This window comes from Paenibacillus sp. J53TS2 (assembly GCF_018403305.1).
Taxonomy (GTDB): domain Bacteria; phylum Bacillota; class Bacilli; order Paenibacillales; family Paenibacillaceae; genus Fontibacillus; species Fontibacillus rhizolycopersici.
Map to the genome: position 1 here is coordinate 217427 of NZ_BOSK01000005.1, position 19123 is coordinate 236549.

Annotated in this window: 12 protein-coding genes; 10 read left to right on the plus strand and 2 right to left on the minus strand. The window is 55.7% G+C overall.

What is annotated here, in order from left to right; translation table 11 throughout:
• Positions 1 to 95: 95 nt before the first annotated feature.
• Both KJS42_RS13390 and KJS42_RS13395 read right to left on the minus strand, forming a co-directional pair.
• Positions 96 to 1931 carry an ABC transporter ATP-binding protein gene (locus KJS42_RS13390; protein ID WP_213623136.1) on the minus strand — a complete coding sequence of 612 codons (1836 nt, stop codon included), beginning with the start codon at positions 1929 to 1931 and terminating at the stop codon, positions 96 to 98.
• On the minus strand, positions 1921 to 3675 hold the full coding sequence (locus KJS42_RS13395; RefSeq protein ID WP_213623137.1) for an ABC transporter ATP-binding protein: 1755 nt from the start codon (positions 3673 to 3675) through the stop codon (positions 1921 to 1923). Before KJS42_RS13395 ends, KJS42_RS13390 begins: the two co-directional genes overlap by 11 nt.
• Positions 3676 to 3983: 308 nt before the next feature.
• On the opposite strand from KJS42_RS13395, the gene KJS42_RS13400 reads away from it, so the two are divergent.
• The 10 genes from KJS42_RS13400 to KJS42_RS13445 all read left to right on the plus strand — a co-directional run bounded on the left by KJS42_RS13400 (position 3984) and on the right by KJS42_RS13445 (position 19047).
• Positions 3984 to 5816, plus strand: coding sequence for a cache domain-containing sensor histidine kinase (locus tag KJS42_RS13400; protein ID WP_213623138.1), 1833 nt, complete (start codon positions 3984 to 3986; stop codon positions 5814 to 5816).
• Complete coding sequence (locus KJS42_RS13405; RefSeq protein ID WP_213623139.1) at positions 5813 to 7411, plus strand: response regulator; 1599 nt, start codon at positions 5813 to 5815, stop codon at positions 7409 to 7411. Before KJS42_RS13400 ends, KJS42_RS13405 begins: the two co-directional genes overlap by 4 nt.
• 113 nt (positions 7412 to 7524) lie before the next feature.
• The gene (locus KJS42_RS13410) at positions 7525 to 8865 is read left to right on the plus strand and encodes an ABC transporter substrate-binding protein (protein WP_213623140.1); all 1341 of its coding nucleotides are present in this window, start codon (positions 7525 to 7527) and stop codon (positions 8863 to 8865) included.
• A gap of 213 nt (positions 8866 to 9078) precedes the next feature.
• Positions 9079 to 9981: a carbohydrate ABC transporter permease gene (locus KJS42_RS13415; protein ID WP_213623141.1), complete on the plus strand. Its 903-nt coding sequence runs from the start codon at positions 9079 to 9081 to the stop codon at positions 9979 to 9981.
• A 19-nt stretch (positions 9982 to 10000) separates the two neighbouring features.
• Positions 10001 to 10831 (plus strand): carbohydrate ABC transporter permease, encoded by an 831-nt coding sequence (locus KJS42_RS13420; protein ID WP_213623142.1) that lies wholly within the window; start codon positions 10001 to 10003, stop codon positions 10829 to 10831.
• Positions 10832 to 10837: 6 nt separating this feature from the next.
• The gene (locus tag KJS42_RS13425) at positions 10838 to 12217 is read left to right on the plus strand and encodes an FAD-dependent oxidoreductase (protein ID WP_368858224.1); all 1380 of its coding nucleotides are present in this window, start codon (positions 10838 to 10840) and stop codon (positions 12215 to 12217) included.
• Positions 12218 to 12269: 52 nt separating this feature from the next.
• The gene (gene pgmB / locus KJS42_RS13430; protein WP_213623144.1) at positions 12270 to 15242 is read left to right on the plus strand and encodes a beta-phosphoglucomutase; all 2973 of its coding nucleotides are present in this window, start codon (positions 12270 to 12272) and stop codon (positions 15240 to 15242) included.
• Between the two features lie 90 nt (positions 15243 to 15332).
• A complete protein-coding gene (locus tag KJS42_RS13435) occupies positions 15333 to 16829 on the plus strand; it encodes a spore germination protein (protein WP_213623145.1) in 1497 nt (498 codons plus the stop codon).
• Positions 16819 to 17919 (plus strand): Ger(x)C family spore germination protein, encoded by a 1101-nt coding sequence (locus tag KJS42_RS13440; RefSeq protein WP_213623146.1) that lies wholly within the window; start codon positions 16819 to 16821, stop codon positions 17917 to 17919. The genes KJS42_RS13435 and KJS42_RS13440 overlap by 11 nt, the downstream gene beginning before the upstream one ends.
• An 18-nt stretch (positions 17920 to 17937) precedes the next feature.
• Positions 17938 to 19047 (plus strand): GerAB/ArcD/ProY family transporter, encoded by a 1110-nt coding sequence (locus KJS42_RS13445; RefSeq protein WP_213623147.1) that lies wholly within the window; start codon positions 17938 to 17940, stop codon positions 19045 to 19047.
• Positions 19048 to 19123: the final 76 nt, after the last annotated feature.

The window sequence follows — 19123 nt, forward strand, 5'->3', positions numbered from 1 at the left end:
GACTTTACAACCATAGTATTGCGAACGAGGTGGGGAGGTGCAGTTTATCCAAAAGAGGGCCGGCCCGATTGAACGGGCCAGCCCTCCAGTTCTTATTATCGCCGCTGCGCCAGCTTCTGCGGCTCCGCGCGGCTTTGCCGCGAGTGGCGTACCAGCTCCGCATAGTAACCGTCGCGGGCAAGCAGCGCTTCGTGCGTGCCTTGTTCCGTGATGCGGCCATCCTGGATGACGAGGATGCGGTCGGCATGCTGAACGGTGGACAGCCGGTGCGCGATGACCAGCGTCGTCCGTCCGGTGGATACCACGTTCAGCGCGTTCTGGATCAGCTGCTCCGTCTGCGAATCCAGGTTGGCCGTCGCCTCGTCGAGAATGAGGATGTTCGGCCGGAAGGTCAGGATCCGCGCGAAGGAGATCAGCTGGCGCTCCCCGGCGGACAGCCCGCTGCCCCGGTTGGACAGCCGGGTGTCGTAGCCGTCCTTCAGCCGCGCGATCATGGCATCGGCACCGATGCGCCGACAGGCTCGGATCACCTCTTCGCGGGGGATGTCTTCGCGGAAGAGGCGGACGTTGTCGATGATCGACCCAGCGAACAGGAACGGGTCCTGCTGTACCAGTCCGACGATGCGATGCAGCGAGGCTTGCGGCAGGCGACGGATGTCCGTGCCGTCGATTTCGACGCTGCCCTCGTCCACGTCATAGAACCGCGTCAGCAGGTTCACCAGGGAGCTCTTGCCTGCGCCGGTCGTGCCGACGATGCCGATGAACTCGCCTTCCCGTACGTGGAGGTCGAGGTTGTGCAGCACCTCCTGTCCGTCCGTGTACGAGAAGCGGATGTGATTGAAATCGATCCGCCCGCGCACGGTCCGGGTTGGCAACTTCTTGGCCCTCTCCGGCGCAGGGTCCTGGACTTCCGGTTCGGCGGCGAAGATCCGCCATAGTCGGTCCACCGACACGATCGTCGATTGCAGCGTGTTCCACTGCTGGGTGATTTGGTTGATCGGCTGGAAGAACTGGCGGATGTAGCTGATGAAGGCGTACAGCACACCGAACTCGATGCGGTGACCCAGCACCGCGAAGCCGCCGATCCAGACCACGAAGGCCACCGATAAATTGCCGAGAATATCGAAAGAGCGGTTGAACAGCACCGTCGCCCGCACTTCCCGCAGATTGGCCCGCAGATACGCGGTGTTCCGCTCCCTGAAGCGGGAAGACTGCTCCCCCTCTTGATGGAACGATTGAATCAGGCTCATGCCGCTCAGATTCTCGGCGGTAAATGCGATGAGCCGGGACAGCAAGGAGCGGGCCCGCTGGTAGCTGGTGCGCAAATACTTGCGAAAGGCGATGGCAATCACGGTAATGATCGGAAAGAGAACCAAACAATATAAAGCCAACTGGACGTCCAGCGCGAACATGAATACGACAACCAGGATGAGCGATAATCCGTCGCGCACCAAGCTCAGCAGCACTTGGGTGAAGAACTGGTTGATCGTTTCCGTGTCACTCGATTCATTCGTAACAAGACCGCCGGCCGAGTTGCGGTCGAAGAAGGACATCGACTGCCTCGTAATCTGCTTAAACAGGTCCTTGCGCAGCAAGGCGACGATGCTTTGCCCAGCCCGTTGCAGCAGATTGGCTTGCCAATAGGAGAAGACGCCGCTGACCGCCTCAAGCAGGAGGTAGGCCAGGGCCAGGCCAAGCAGGATGCTTGGGCCGTGGGCGCCAAATAGCACCTTCTCATCGATGGCATATTTGATCAGGAACGGCTGCAGCAAGTCGGCGGAAATCGCCAGGAAGGCAAAGCCGAATACGGCAAGAAAAGCTTTTCGATGCGGTCTCGCATAACCGAGCAAAGCCGTAAATGCCTTCCGCCGCTGCTCTGGGGTAACCTCGTACTTTTTGCGGCTATCCGCGGTTTCCGGTTTAGACGGCATCGCTATCGCCTCCTTCCTGGAGGTGATGCATTCTCGCGTACAAGCCCCCGGCTTGAAGCAACTGCTCGTGTGTTCCTTCTTCGGCGATCCGCCCGCCCTCCAATACGAGAATGCGGTCGGCATGTTTGACGGCGCTGATGCGGTGGGCGATGATCAGGGTGGTCTTCCCCTTTCGGGCCTCGCGCAAACGCGATAGGATTCGCGTCTCCGTCACGGCGTCGACCGCACTAACGCTGTCGTCCAGCAGCAGAATCGGAGCGTCCTTAATGAGTCCTCGGGCCAGGCTGGTCCGCTGGCGCTGGCCGCCGGACAACGTCAGGCCGCGTTCGCCAAGCTCGGTATCGAACCGTTTCGGGAAGCCGGCGACGTTGTCATAGAGATCGGCCAACCTAGCGGCCTCCTCGACTTGGCCCAGCTCTGACGTCCGGTCGAAGAAGGCGATGTTGTCGCGAAGCGTTGTGCTGAACAGGAAGCCGTCCTGCGGTACATAAGCGATGCGGGTGCGCAGACTCTCCAGCGTGAGGCTTCGGATGTCGCGGCCGCCGATGAAGACCGTGCCGCGAGGCGGATCGTATACCCGCAGCAACAACTTGACGAGCGTGGTTTTCCCGCTGCCGGTCCGGCCTACGACGCCCAGCGTTTCTCCGGGCTGCAACCGGAGACGGATGTCCCTCAACGACTCGCGTACGGCGTCTGGATAGGTGAACGTCAATCCGCGGATGTCGATGCAAAGACTTTGCAGATCTTCCGGCATCGGCAGGGCCCCGTCTTCGTCGCGGATGTCCGGCTTCACGGACAGCAGTCGGTTCAGCCGATCCAGCGAAGCCCGCGAGCGCTGCATGAAGTTGATGACGTTGCCGATCAGCCGAAGCGGGTTCATGATCATCCTCAAGTACAACGTTAAGGCAACGAAATTGCCGAGCGACAGCTCGCCGCGCGCGACGAGCAGGCCGCCGTAGGCGATGGCCACGGCCATCGATATTGCACCGGTAAACGGCAGCAACACCTGGAACAGCGAGCTCATACGCACCAGCGACAACTGGCTGCCCAGGATGCGGTCGACCGTTTGCCCGAACCTTTCGCGGGCGATTTCTTCGGTCGCGAAGCTTTTCGTCACTTTGATTCCCTCAAACTGCTCTTCCGCCGCTTCGGTCATTGCCGCCAACGACTCCTGCACTTGCCGCGAGTTGTCGCGGATTTTAGGGCCGAACCCGATTACGATAAACGGAATGGCGAGCAGCGGCAAGACGCAAACCACGATCAAAAGCGCCGGAATATCGCTGACCGTCATCATCGTAATGACGGAGATCAACAACACCGACGCATTGGTCATTTGGTTCAACCCGTTGGCGATCGACTCCCTCACGCCGGTGACGTCATTCATCACGTAGCTGAGCAGCTTGCCGATCCCGTGTTTCGAGAAGAACGCTTCGCTTAATTGAGTAAAATGCCGGAACAGCTGGCTCCGGGCACGAAATTCAAACATCCGGCCCAGGCGATGGTTGATGTACTGCCCGATTCCGAAGCATAGGCCGTAGACGACGGCGATGGCAGCCAGAGTCAGCGCGTACCGGCCTACTCCACCTCTCGTCAGCCCGCTTTGCTGGAGGTGGTCCGTGAAATCCCCCAGTACCTTCGGAAAATACGAATACGTCACATTGGCGGCCGTCAGGCACAACACTGCTGTCAAGTACAGCGGTATATGCGACTTGATGTGGCCAAGCAGCAAGGTTTTTCCCCGCATCGGGCATCCCGTCCTCTCCCAGAAAAGTTAGCCGTTTCTTTCCACCCTCCTTGTATCCGTTCTCAACATGATTTATCATACTGCGAATCGCTTCATCCATCAAACCGTTGGACGCGCTATTTTGCATATTTATGCAGGGAGGCTTACTAAAATGGAGGCGGTTAGGGAAACGCCGTTAGGCTATGCTACAATACGAGGGCATATAACAAAGAAATAGCAGGAAGATGTCAACTATCCACCCTTTTCAAAGGCATTCGATATGCTATCGTAGATTCATAAACCCATGAATAAAGAAGGTCATTTCTAATATGAAAAGACTAAATGTTCTTCCCCGTTCGATTCGGGGGAAAATCTTGGTCTCTTTTTTTGTTTGCATCGTGATTCCGATCGGGACGATTTTTTACAACTACTATATGTCTTCGGGCAAAGTCGTGATGGACGAGGCCCGTCGCGGCAACGAGGAAGCGCATCGCCAAGTGGTCGGCAATATGGACGATCTGACCGAACGCGTGCTAAAGGCTTCGAACCTGATCATGAACGATCCGGAATTCATTGAATTCTTGGAGTCTGACGACGATTGGGAGACGAGCTATTTATCACTGCGTCGCTATAACAACATTCAACAGAAGCTGGTCAATATCCGCGACATTCTGCTGGGCAGCGATGCGATCATTGCGGTAATCGACGACCGAGGCTACGTGCATTCAACGGCTTCCGGGCCCAATAACCGCAGCAAGGAGAAGGCGCTGTTCGAAGCCTTGAAGAAGGAGTCCTGGACAGAGGCGGCGATCGCGCGAAAAGGTTGGCCGGTCTGGCAATATCCGTATGCCGGGGAAATCGGGAAGCTCACCGGAGTGGATGAGCCTTATTTCACATTAAGCCGGTGGATCGGGGGCAGTCAGCGGGAAGGCGCGGACTTGCTCATGATCGGCATTCCCGGATCCGTCTTTTTCGGTACGCAACCGAAAGGGGGCGGCAGCTTTCTGCTGACCGATGGACAGGGCAACCTACTTGGCGGTAGCTCGCCTTTGAACGTGGAGCAAACGGCGCGGCTGCTGCAGAATATAAAGGTGGCCGACGAGCAACCGGACGCGGGTACGAATGATTCGATAGGGGATTATTCCGTTACCAGTCGGGAAATCCCCCGGTTGGGTTGGCGCGTGATTCAGCTTGTTCCGGAGAAGCTGTTTTGGCAAGAGCTCGGGGGGCTGCGCAATCAATCGATCCTATGGCTGATCGGCGTTTCCTTTCTGTTCTCGATCGTCTTTATCTATTTTATGATTCGCTTCACGAAGCCACTGCAACAATTGGTCCGCTCGATGAACCGGCTGGGAGATGGGGATTTGCAAGCTTACGTGGAGGTGCGCGGAGACGATGAGGTCGCCATCGTCGGAAAGCACTACAACCGAATGCTGAAGAGGCTGCAGCAGTTGATCACGCGATTATCCAAGGAGCAGCAGCGCAAAGAGGAAGCGCGGTTTCAGGCTCTGCAGGCGCAGATCAACCCGCATTTCCTGTTCAACACGCTGAATTCCATCAAATGGATGGCTACTTTGTCCGGTGCAGACCATGTCAGCGGGATGATCACCAACTTGGGCCGCCTGCTGGAATATACGATGAGAACGCAGCAGGAGGTTGTCACCTTGGAGGAGGAATTGACCCATCTGAAGGTGTACCTTGACCTGCAAAAAATTCGTTTTCATGACAATGTGCAGTTTGAGATCAATGTTCGGGACGAGTTAGTGTCCAACGCGATCCTGAAATTTACCCTGCAGCCAATCGTCGAAAATGCCATCATTCATGGCGGGCGGACGCCGCTAACCATCAGGATTCGAGGTGAAGAGACGGAGCAAGGACTGGAGCTCACCGTATCCGACGACGGGATAGGTATCGCCGAGGCGAAGCTAAGGGAACTATCCGGCCAGTTGAATCAGGAACACGCTCGATATAGCGGCATCGGTATCCATAACGTGAACGAGCGGATCAAACTGCATTTCGGACGGGAATTTGGCCTGCGGATGAGCAGTGTCATCGGAGAAGGAACCATTGTGGAGGTCCTGCTACCAAGGTTGGATAACCCGTCCCTTGCGGATGAGGTCTCCTTCCCTCGGACGGCCGAACGAAAGGAGAACGATTCATGATCAGAGTATTGATTGTCGACGATGAAATCCTTGTGCGAATCGGATTGAAGACGATCATCCCTTGGGAAGAGAACGGCTTTGAATTGATTGGGGAAGCGGCCAACGGCGAGGAAGCGCTGCGGTTGCTCCGGGATACCCCTTGCGACATCGTCCTGACGGACATCCGCATGCCCGGCTGCGACGGGCTGCAACTGATGGAGGAAATCCGCAGACTTTCGCCGCAGACGAGGTGCTTGATCCTCTCGAACCACAACGATTTCGAATACGTCCAGAAAGCGCTGCGGCTCGGAGCAGCCGATTATATCCTCAAGCTGACAATGGAGCCTTCGGAGCTGCTGCAGAAGCTGAACTCCATGAAAGAGACGATCCGCCAGGAAGCAGAGAAGTTCCTGGAGGCTTCGCGGCTGCAAGTCAAAGTCAGCAGATACGGCAAAGAAGCCAAGGAGAAGCGACTGAGAGAACTCCTGGTCAAGCGGCAGGGGACGCGAGCCGAGGTGGAGGAAATCATGCAGGAATTCGGCCTGCGCGCTTACACGCCGCCCATTCTCGTAATCAACCTCCGGTTGGACCAGTATCCGAAGGTGCTAGAGCAAAACAACTTTCGGAGCGAGCATTTGCTGCATTACACCGTCGCCAATGTCCTTGGCGAGGTATTCAAGAAATACTCCGATGGCGAGCTGATCGACATGGGTGGCGGCCTGTTCACCATCTTGACCGATCGCTATCAGGAAGTGCTGATTCGGGATATGCAAGATGCCGTCGCCACCTTCCTCAAGCTGTCGGTCAGCGTGGGGGTATCCAGTCCGTTCGAGGATATCTTGGACCTGCACCACGCCTACGACCAAGCGGAGAAGGCCCTCGGCTTTCGTTTTTACACCGGGCCGGAGGCGCTGGTGTATTTTGACCGCATCGATTATGCCGAACCGGATGAGATTCCGGCGCCATGGCTTCAGGAGCAGTGGGAGAGGCTGTTGGACATCCGCGACGAGTCGGCGTTGCTAGCTTACCTGGACGGCTGGTACCGCATCGTCCTTGCCGGCCCCAAACCGCCCCCGGATGTGGAGCGGGAGAATTGGGTGCACTGGATCCATCTGATGGACGGTTTCGCCCGCCGGCTCGGCGGGGATTTGTATTCGGCCCCGCTGCACGAGGAAATGTATCCGTATCATGCCGTTCGTAGCCTGGAGACGCTGGAGGACATCTACTTGTGGTGCAGGGGCTGGATGCCCGTGTATCTGGAATATGTTAAGTCACTGTCCCATCAGCAGGTCCGCCCGGAGATCCAGGTCGTGCTGGAGACGATCGGCAAGCAGTTCAACCAGCCGCTGAAGGTGTCGGAATTGGCTAAAGCCGTGGGTTTCACGGAGAACTATCTGAGCATCCTGTTCAAGAAAGAAACCGGGCATACGATCATGGACCATCTCACCCGGATTCGTATGGACCGCGCCCGTGAACTGCTCAAGGACCAAACCTATAAAATCTATGAAATTTCCGAGATGGTCGGGTACGGAGATTCCAATTATTTCAGCAAACAATTCAAGCGCATGGAAGGGGTGTATCCGTTGGAATTCCGCCGATTATACCTGGGAAAATAGATTCGATAAGAATTACCCTGTTTTGCCGAGGATTAGGCCATGTTCTCCCCGGACGGGCTTTGTTACCTTATTCATAGCAAGAGAAACAATCCACTACCTGGGGGGACTTAAGAATGAAGCAATGGTTTAAAGGCATATTGTCCATGGCGCTGGCGGCTACGATCGTGGTTACCGGTTGCTCGAACGGCAATGAGAACGGGAACAAAGACGCGGCTGGTGCAGGGAGCAACGGCGACAGCGACGTCGTTAACCTGACGATTTGGGGGGCGGTTCCGGAGGAGAACGGTCCGCAGACGGTGGTCGACAAATGGAACGCTGCCCATCCCGACGTTCAAGTGAAATACGTGCGTTACATCAACGACGACGCCGGCAACACCAAGCTGGATACGGCGCTCATGATGCAAAGCGACGCACCTGATATCTTCTTCAGCTATGGAGAGAACAACTTGTTCCGCCGCGAAAATTCGGGCATGACGGCTCCGCTGGACGAGATGATCAGCACGCAGGGCTTCGACGTGGACGGAGTGATCGGCAGCGAAAATCTGCTGAAATTCAACGATCAAACCCACTACCTGCCGGGCTATAAAAATATCGATTTCGTTGTACTGAATAAAGCCGCTCTGGATGAAATCGGCCAGCCCGTACCGACGGATTGGACCTGGGATGAATTTGCCGATTTGGCGCTCAAGCTGAACAAGGACGACCGCAAAGGCGCGTTCGTCACGCCGGGCGCGGATCTGTTGATCGGCAAGTTTACGCTGGTTTCTAGCCAGCCGAAGGATTCTTTCTATACCGCTGAAGGCTTGTCCAACTTCAACAACCCGGCCATGAAGAAAGGCCTGGAAATCCAGAAGAAGCTGTATGACGAAGGCGCCATGGTCGGCTGGGGCGAAGGCATCGCCAATAAGCTGGATCCGGCGAACGAGCTGCTGACCGGCAAGGCGGCAATGGTTTACGGCGGAGCTTGGATGATGAGAAGCTTGAAGGATACCGACACGTGGCCGCGCGACTTTGCCGTTGCTTTCGCTCCAGCGCCGCAATACGAAAAAGGCACGAACGTCAACAACGGCGGCATGAACGACTTCATGTCCATCAACAATAATAGCGCCCACAAGGAAGAAGCTTTCCAATTCATGTCCTGGTACTTGAAGGAAGGCAACATGGACATGATTGCGGGCGGACGCATCCCGACGAACAAAACCGCCGATTTCGACCAAGTGACCCAATTGATCGTAGGCGACAAGCAGGACGTCATCGACCAGGAATCGCTCGGTAACGTGCTGAAAGCGGATTATACCTTTGCGGTTCGCGAGAAAGCGACGGCATTCCCTCAAATCACCACGATTTCTAAAGAAGAGGCAGAGAAATATTTCATGGATCAGCAATCGGTAGACGACACGCTCGCGGCGATGCAAGAGCGTGCCGACAAGGTGATCCAATCCGAAAGCAAATAATGCACGGGACAAGGCAAGCGAACACAAAGCGTAACAAGGCAAGGAACCTGAACCAGGATCCTTGCCTTTTTGTTTACAAAGGGGAGAATTCTTGACTGCCTCCGGGCATTTCCTCACGGAAAGAATTGGACGGAAAACGCCAAGTCTTGTCCATTCCGGGCGAAGGCGATTTTTCATACTATACGGTTATGAGAGAAGGGAGCTGAACCAACCGTGAAATACGGAATCCGCAAAAACCGTTATAAGGATAACTTGGCTGGATATTTGTTCATTCTGCCGAATTTTTTGGGCGTCTTCATCTTCATCCTGTTTCCGCTATTGATCAGTTTGGCCATGGTGTTCATGGACTGGGACTATCTGCGCGGGTACGACGGGATCGATTGGATCGGGCTCGATAATTTCAAACAGCTGTTCCAGGACAATTATTTCTGGCAGTCGCTGAAGAACAACGTCATCTTCACCGGGGTCACCGTTCCGGCTGCCATGCTCGTCGGCTTGATCGTGGCTGTTTTCTTGAATTCGTTCGTCTATTTGAAGAATTTCCTGCGCGTATTGTTTTTCCTTCCGTACGTCAGCAGCATCGTGGCGATTTCCGTCGTGTGGAGCGTCATGTATAACCCGTCGGAAGGGCCGATCAACCAGTTTCTGCGGGGGCTCGGCATGGGCAGCGTCCCGGGATGGCTGGCCAGCCAGCACTGGGCGCTGCCCGCAATCATTATCATGGTGGCATGGACCTACACGGGGTATACGATGGTCCTGTACATGGCCGGGATTCAGGGTATCCCTAAGGATTTGTACGAAGCGGCCGAGGTGGACGGGGCTTCCAAGCTAAGACAATTTCTCAGCATCACTATTCCGCGTCTGAAGCCGACCAGCTTCATGATTGCCATCACTCTGATCATTTCGACTTTCCAGGTGTTTGCCGCTGTATCCGTCATGACCAAGGGGGGGCCACTCAACTCCACGATGGTGTTGTCATATTACATCTACATTCAGGCCTTCCAGTATTATAAGGTCGGCTACGCGGCAACCGTGTCCTGGGCACTCTTCCTGATCATCCTGCTGATTACACTGGTGCAGTGGAAGGGACAGAAGAAATGGCAGGACGAGTTCTAAACAGGAGGGGAAGAAAGAAATGACATTACAACGCAAGTTTATGAAGTGGATTCTCACGATTGTGTTCGCCGCGCTGGCCGTTTGCATGATTCTGCCGTTCTTATGGATGACTTCGTCGTCGTTCAAGCTGCAGTCACAAATGTTCCAGACGCCGATCGACTGGATTCCGAACACTTTCCATTTTGACAGCTATCTTGAAGTGTGGGCCGGGAAATACCCGTTCGGCCTGTATTATTGGAACTCGATCAAAATTACGGCCATTAGCGTGCTCGGCACGATCGCAACCAGCGCTTTGGCCGGCTTCGCCTTCGCCAAGCTAGATTTCAGGGGAAAAGAAGTAATGTTCCTTCTCTATCTGTCTACGATGATCATCCCGACGCAAATTTTGCTCGTGCCGCGATTTATTTTGTTCGACAAGCTGCATTTGGTGGACAGCCACTGGGCGATCATTTTGCCGGGCATGTTCTCCGTGCTTGGCACGTTTATCATGCGCCAGTTCTTCAGTACCTTGCCGAACGAAATCCTCGAAGCGGCCAAGGTGGACGGCGCCGGCGTGTTCCGTACCTTCTGGCAAGTGTCCCTGCCGCTGACCAAGCCGGCATTGGTCTCCCTGCTAATCCTCAGCTTCACCTGGCACTGGAATGAATACGAGGGGCCGCTTATTTTCTTGAGAACAAACGAGCTGTATACGTTGCCGTTGGCGCTTACGAACTTCGTGGACGAAAATACGACCAACTATACCGCAATTATGGCGGCTTCGGTATCAGCTTTGCTGCCGCTGATCCTCCTGGTGGCGTTCTTTCAACGCTGGTTTGTGGAGGGGATCGCCAGTTCGGCGGTCAAAGGCTGAATTCAGATGATTTACAAGACAGTCCAAGAAAGGGTGAAACTTATGCATCATATTTTGGAAGCTGATGTCGTCGTGGTCGGCGGCGGGCCTGCGGGCATCAACGCCGCTCTTGCGGCGGGGCGACAGGGCGTACGGACGGTGTTGGTCGAGCGATACGGATTTCTCGGCGGCATGTCCACCATTGCTCTCGTGTATCCGTGGATGACGTTCCATACAACGGAGGGCAAACAGGTGATCGCTGGTATCGCCCAGGAAATCGTCGAGCGGTTGACGGCGAAAGGGGCCTCGCCGGGCCATGTTCGCGACACCTGCGGGTTCGTACACACAGTGACGCCTTACCATCCGGAAATGTACAAACTGCTTGCTTTGGAGATACTGCGGGAAGCCGGGGTGAAAGTCCTTGCCCACAGCTTCATGCATGAAGCTGTGACCGAAGCCGGAGCGGTCCGGGCCGTCAAGCTGGCCACCAAGTCCGGGCCGGTGGAACTGCGGGCCAAGCAGTTCGTCGATACGACGGGCGACGCCGACCTGGCGTACTTCGCTGGCGCTCCCGTCCGGCAGGGCCGGGAATCGGACGGCAAAACCCAGCCGATGACGATGAAGTTCCGCATGAAGGGCGTCGATCTACAGGTCGTCAAGCAGTACATGATCGAACATCCGGACGAATTCTACCGCAAGACGCCGTTCGATGAACTGGTGGGGCTTCCCTTGACGGCGGTGCAGGGCTTTTATAAGCACTGGAAGGAAGCCCGCCTGCCCATCAACCGCGATCAGGTGCTGTTCTTCACCGGGCCGGGCGAGGACGAGATCGTCGTGAATATGGTCCGCGTGCAAGGGCTGGACGGGACCGACGTAGAGCAACTGACCGAAGCTGAGGAGCTGGGACGCCAGCAAGTGCTGATGATCGCAGACTTCATGAAACGTTGTCTTCCGGGCTTCGCCAGAGCAGAAATCACTCAGGTGGGCACGCAGATCGGAGTCCGGGAGACGCGCCGGATCGTCGGGCGCTATGCGCTGGCGATGGAGGACGTGGTGCAAGGCCGCCGCTTCGAGGACGTGATCGCCCGTAGCGGTTATCCGATCGACATTCACGATCCGTCGGGCAAAGCTGTCCAAGCGGCCTGGATCAACGGTGACGGTGCCTACGACATTCCTTATCGTTGCTTGCTACCGCTGGACATCAATAATCTCCTGATCGCGGGCCGCTGTATCTCCACGACGCATGAAGCATTGGCAACGACCCGGCTGACGCCGAGCTGTATGGCGACTGGGCAAGCCGCAGGCACGGCCGCGGCGATGGCGGCGGCAAGGGACATTTCGCCGGCGGACGTGGACGTCCGGGCTCTTCAGGAGACGTTGGTGCAAAGCGGAGCGATTTTGTCCTAGCCTTGAGAACAAGAACCCGTCTCGGAAGCGGGAGAAGAGAGGAGAGAAGCACATGCGGTCAGGTCAGATCATCTATCCATTCGAACCCTGGACGGTAACGGAATCGTCGTTCGATACGGAGACGAATCAGCGGGATGAGACGGTGTTTGCCGTCGGCAACGGGTATATCGGGATTCGCGGCAACTTTGAGGAGGGATATGACGGCCCGCCGGGAACGTCGCTGCACGGCACCTATTTGAACGGGTTTTACGACTCTTCCCCGATCGCATACCCGAAGGCGCGTCATTACGGCCATCCCCGGGTGCACCAAACGATGCTGAACGTCACGGACGGCAAACTTGTCGAGCTGTACGTGGACGGCGAGAAATTCAATTTGTTTTCCGAGCGGATCGGTGAATACAGCCGTAGGCTGGACATGCGGAAAGGGACGGTCATACGGACTCAGGTCTGGGAGACGGCAACGGGCAAAAAACTGCGGATTCGAATCGAGCGGTTTGCCTCGTTTGCCCGCAAGCATTTGGCCGCGATCCGGTATGAAGTGACGCCGTTGAACTTCTCGGGGGAGATCCTGCTCGCGTCGTCGGTCGATGGGCGAGTGGCGAATCAGGCTGGGGGAGGCGACCCGCGAGCGGGTTCCGCCTTCAACGGGCAAGTGCTGCAAACGAAGGAAGCGTATGAGCATCGGACGTTCGGCGCTTTGCTCCAATCGACGAGCATGACGAATTTCGCTCTGCTCTGCGGCGTCGAACACGCCCTCAGCCACGCTTACGAGTTGGAAACGGCTGCGGGGGACCAGTGGATCGAGAAGCGTTTTCGCGTGCAGGCGGAGGAGAACGGCACCGTTGTCCTCGATAAATTCATCGCGTATTATACCTCTAGGGATAACCCGGAGGAGAAGCTGCTGCAGCTGGCCACGGATGAGCTGGAAGCCGCTCTTACGGCGGGCTATGCCGAGTTGGCGGCCGCGCAGCAGGCCTTTCTGGACGAATACTGGAAGTCTGCGGACATCTTGGTGCAAGGGGATGCCGAGCTGCAGCAGGCGTTGCGCTTTAACGCCTATCATCTGCTGCAGTCCGTCGGCCGGGACGGCCGGACCAACATCGGGGCGAAAGGAATCACGGGGGAAGGCTATGATGGCCATTATTTCTGGGATACCGAAACCTATATGCTCCCTTATTTTCTGTACGTTCAACCGGACATCGCCAAGCAGTTACTAAAATTCCGGCATTACATTCTCCCGAAGGCCAGGGAACGGGCACGGGAAATGGGCGAGGCCGGGGCGCTTTACGCCTGGCGGACGATCGGCGGGGAGGAAACTTCGGCGTATCCGTCCGCCAGCACGGCCCAAATCCATATCAACGCGGACATCTGCTACGCGTTGAAGAAGTACGTGGAAGCGACGGGAGACAAGCCCTTTTTGTATGAGGAGGGGGCGGATATCCTGTTCGAAACGTCGCGTTATTTCGCCGGCGCGGGGGCGTGGATCGAAGGCCGCGGTTTCTGTTTTACCGGCGTGACCGGGCCGGACGAATATACGACCGTCGTCGATAACAATGCCTACACGAACCTGATGATCAAGGATCAGCTCGAGTATGCGGCGCAGGTTGCGGCTGCTTTGCGGGAGGAGCGTCCGGAGCGCTGGGCGGCGCTTGTCGCCGCCATGGGGATTAGCGAGGAGGAGGTTGCCCGGTGGAGCGAAGCGGCGGCCGGCATTTACATTCATCGGCAGAACGGGCTGATCGGCCAGGACGATTCCTTCTTGAACAAGCCGGTATGGGACTTCACGGCGACGCCCGAAGAGAACTACCCGCTGATGATGCATTATCATAGCTTGCGGATCAACCGCCATCAGGTATTGAAGCAGGCCGACTTGGTCATGGCGATGTATACGCAAAGCCCGCGGTTTGCGACGTGGGAGAAGCAGCGGAACTATAACTACTACGAGCCGCTGACGACGCATGATTCCTCCCTGTCCACCTGCATTCACGGGATCATCGGCGCCGAACTTGGTTATATGGACAAAGCTTACGGCTTCTTCCAGCAAACGGCCCGGGTCGATCTGGACGATTACCACCTCAACGTCAAAGACGGGATTCATACCGCCTCGATGGCCGGCAGCCGGTTGATGATCGTCGACGGGTTCGCCGGGATGCGGCAGGTGGATGGAGAACTGCAATTCGCGCCGGATATCCCTGCCCAATGGACGAGCTATGCGTTTAATTTGCGGTTTGCGGGCAGCATGCTGTCCGTTCAGGTCACGAAGGATCACACCGTCTACCGGCTGGCGGAAGGCGAACCGCTTACCATCTGCCATTTGGGCAACCGAGTCGAGATCGAAGGAGAAGTTACCCTGCCGAACCGGGCCCTGGAGGCAGTCATCTTCGATTTGGACGGCGTCTTGACCGATACGGCCGAATTCCATTACGAGGCCTGGCTGGAGTTGGCGAACGAACTCGGGATCCCCTTCGATAAGGCGTATAACGAAAACCTGAAAGGCGTCGACCGCCGAACCTCGCTCGAATTTCTGCTGCAACGTTCGGACCGCCGCTATTCGGAAGTTGAAAAAGAACGGTTCATGCAGCGCAAGAACGAACGATACCGGGAGTTGATCCACCGCATCCGTCCGGAGCATCTGCTGCCGGGTATCGGGGAGCTGCTGGAAGAGCTGAAGGCACGCGACATCCGCATGGCCGTTGCTTCGGCAAGCCGTAACGCTGCGGCCATCCTGGCCTCGCTGGGGATTACCGGCTACTTCGACGAGATCGTGGATGCCGGCATGCTGGAACGGGGCAAACCCGATCCGGAAATTTTCCTGCGGGCGGCCGAAGCGCTTGGCGTTCCCCCGAGAAATTGCCTCGGCATCGAGGATGCATCCTCCGGTGTGGAAGCGATCCGTTGCGCCAATATGGTGGCCATTGGCATCGGAGACCCCGGGACGTTAATCAACGCCCATCGAGTATTTTCTTCTACAAGGAAGCTGAACCTGGCCATATTGTCGGATTCGTACCATCTCGCTGCTAATTAACGTGACCGGCACCCCATTCGGGTGCCGGTTTTGTGCATAAAACCCGACACGCTGCGGCATCTTATAGGAAAATCATAGAAATCGAGGAAGATGTTTGTGGGCATTTCCGGCGAAAAGGGGCGGCAACACGCAGGTCGGTTAACCCTGACCCTGGCTCAAAAATCCAGCGATTTTCATGAATTCTCTCCCTTTGAGGACGATGAAGGGTTGATTCGAATCGCCTATTTTCGCTCCTTGGTGTCGGCGGAGAAAGTCACGCATTTCCTGCTGCCAGCGATTCAGAAGCATCGAGATCAACTCGTACGCCCGGATGATATACGAGGCTTGCTGCCGTTCGCCGAGGTAAACCAAACGGAACAGGAGCAGGAGGCCGTCGCGAAAATCATGGAGGGGTGCGTGCTCCTCCGGATGAGTTCGGCGGAAGGTACGTATATCCTGGCGAACCTGGATAACGGTCAATTGGGGCAGCGGCAGAACAACGATACCGAGAACGAGTTCAGCGTGGTTGGACCCAAGGCCGGATTCGTGGAGAACTTGGATACGAACCTGCATCTCTTACGGCAGAAGCTTCCAACCCCCGGGTTGATCATTGAAACGCTGACGGTCGGTTCGCGTTCGAAGACGAAAATCGCCGTCGTATATCTGGAGGACGTCACCAATCCGGAGTACGTCCATGCGGTGAAGCAACGTCTCCAAGATTTTGATTTCGAGGTGTTGTACGATACCTCCCAACTGGAAGAGATCCTCGCGGATAATTCGAACACGTTGTTTCCGTTGTTCTTGTCTTCCGAACGGATCGACCGAATCACGTATGCGATTACCTCCGGGCAGGTCGCTGTTTTTTCCAACGGTTCTCCTTACGCAATGGCGGCCCCAGCCAACTTTCTGGGGTTTTTCGTGTCGCCGGAGGATTATTATTTACCTTGGGTATTGGGATCCTTCTTTCGCTTTATTCGCCTGCTGAGCGTGATGTTCTCCATCTTTGCCACCCCGATTTACGTGGCGGTCATGACATTTCATTACGAGGTGATCCCTGAAAGCATGTTGGGGCCGCTGATTGAGTCGCGTATTCATGTTCCGTTTCCGCCGGTGGTGGAGGTGATCTTTCTGGAGATTACGATCGATCTGCTCCGGGAAGCGGGAGCGCGCCTGCCCTCCAAAATCGGACAGACCCTCGGGATCGTCGGCGGGATTGTAATCGGCGAAGCTTCGGTACAAGCGGCGTTGACCAGTAATATTTTGCTGATTATCGTTGCCCTTTCCGCATTGGCGTCTTTTACAACTCCGATTTTTAAGATGGCCAATACGATTCGGCTGTTGCGCTTCCCTTTTGTCTTGTTGGCAGCTTTCTTGGGAGGGTTTGGCATCACGGCGGGTTTTCTTGTACTGATGGGTCATTTGATCCGTCTTAAGTCGCTGGGAATTCCTTATCTCGTACCGCTTTATCCGTTCCGGAAGGGGAACCTGGACGACAGCGTCATTCGGGCTTCCTACCAGTACATGGCCCATCGCAGCTTATTCCTCCGTCCCTTGTCGGCGTTTCGTTACCGTCCTCGTTCCCGGAAAGAGGATAACGATGTTGAATAAGCCGCTGCGTCATCAAATGCCTGTCGTTTTGGGTCTCCTCGTACTGGTGTTGATCCTGGCTGGCTGCAGCCAAAACCGGATCGTTGACAATATCAAAATCCTCTCCGTACTTGGGGTAAACCGGGACAAGGAGGAGTACCAGGCGGTCGGATTGTACGTGGACCATTTGCGTGGCGACAAGATTATGCCCCTTCAGGGAAAAGGCGAAAATATGGAGCTATTGCTCAGCGAGATGAACATGCAGTCGCCCCATCCGATCCATTTGGGGAAGCTGCGGCTGCTGGTGTTTGATCGGCGAATGGCTGAACAAGGGGTGGCCCATTTCCTGCACACCTTTTGCCGGAACCCGCTGATCAGTACGAGTATGATTGTGGCGATATCGGAGCAACCGCCGGAACGGTTATTCCGGAATCTGGAAGGCGAACACCGGGAGGCGCTGCCCTATTATTTGATCGAACAGAACATCATGTCCGATAACGTGCCGCTGAATAACTTGCAGATTTTCCTGTTCAATTATTATGGGGAGGGAAGAGATCCGTTTGCCCCTTACTTGAGTGAGAATCACGACGGCAAGATCGAACTTACGGGTCTCGGTATCTTTCATGATGACCGCCTCAAATTGGTGCTTGGCGCCAAGGAGACGCTGCTACTCAAAATGTTGAAAGGCCGGGGGACGGGCGGGATTCTTCCTATCACCGTTTCCACGGAGCCGGGATATCGGACGGCGGCCTTTAACGTGTTCAAGGGGAGGCCGTTGTTAAGATTGTCCCGGGATGCCGGTGCGACGAAATTGACGATCCACTTGCGTCTAGAAGGGATGTTGAAGGAACCGCCAAGCGGTGTGAACATGCGGGACCCGGTGGTTTACAGGGAGATCGTGTCCATGCTGGAGCGGCAAATCGATTTAGGCGAGACAAGACTGCTGAACAAGCTGCGGGACCAGGGGGTCGATCCGCTTGGCGTCGGCGACTTCGTCCGGGCGCATCGCCGATCGTGGGATGAGGAGGCTTTTTATAAGAGGGAATACCCGAATATGCGCTTTGAACTTCATACCCAAATCACCCTGAAAGAATCGGGCATCGGAAATTAGAAGAAGGCGGGGAGTCGGATGAGCGGTACCGTCAAGGAAAGCAACCAAGTCTCGGGTTACCTCGTCTGGTTCCTCATTCATGGTGTCCAGACGGGGATAGGCATGTTGAATTTTCAGCAAAAGATCGTAGACGGCGCGGAGCAGGATGCCTGGGTATCCGTCTTGTTTGTCGGCGCTTGCATGCATTTGTTGATTTGGATGCTATTCCGCTTGATGCGGATGGCCGAAGAAGGAGATATCTTCTCTCTTCACCGCCAACTGTTTGGTCCTATCGTCGGGAACGGTTTATCCGGGATGCTGTTCTTCTATTGCGTCTTGATCTGCACGGGGCAGATCCGTCCCTATGGGGAAATTATTCATGTGTGGGTGTTCCCCGATGCGCCGCTTTGGCAAATTTCGATCATCCTATTAGCGGTGGCCGGGTATATCGTATCCGGAGGGTTTCGCGTCGTCGCGGGGATCTGTCTGCTCTGTGTCGTGATTCCCAGTTTGGTCCTGCCGTCGTTGTACTTCCCTCTGAAAATTGCCCACTGGCTCAATTTCTTTCCCCTTTGGAACCATGGGCTGGGCGATTATGCCAAATCGGCGGTCCAATCCATTTACATCTTTCTGGGGCCCGAGTTCCTGTTGTTCTATTATCCGTTTATCAAAAATAACGCCAAAGCGCAGAGATGGGCGCATCTCGCGGTTGCTCACACTACCCTGCTCTACATGACGATCCTTGTGACCACGATCAGTTATTTCAATATCCGGCAATTGAAGCACACGCTCTGGCCGACCTTGATTCTCTCGAAAATCATTCGTTTCGCTTTCCTGGAGCGCTTTGACTATATCTATATCTTCAACTGGCTGCTCGTTATTTTTCCCATCTGTTGTATGTCGATCTGGGCGGCGGTGCGTATTTTGACCCGGACGCTGAAAATCTCGAGGAAATGGGCATTAGGGACGACCACATTTGTCATTATCGGAATGGTGCTCTCGATGCGGACTCCCGTGAGTATTGAGCGGATGGAGCATGTCATCTCGTTGGTTGGCGGCGCCTTCACCTTTGGTTATCTTCCGCTGCTGTTCCTCGTTGCTCTTGGGCGAGAAGCATTGAAACGCAGACGCTCGGCCCGAAGTAGTTGACGACGGGCGGTGCGTATTTTTTTTATTGTAATATACAGTCAAACTATATATAGTGTAACTATACAGTTGTACGATA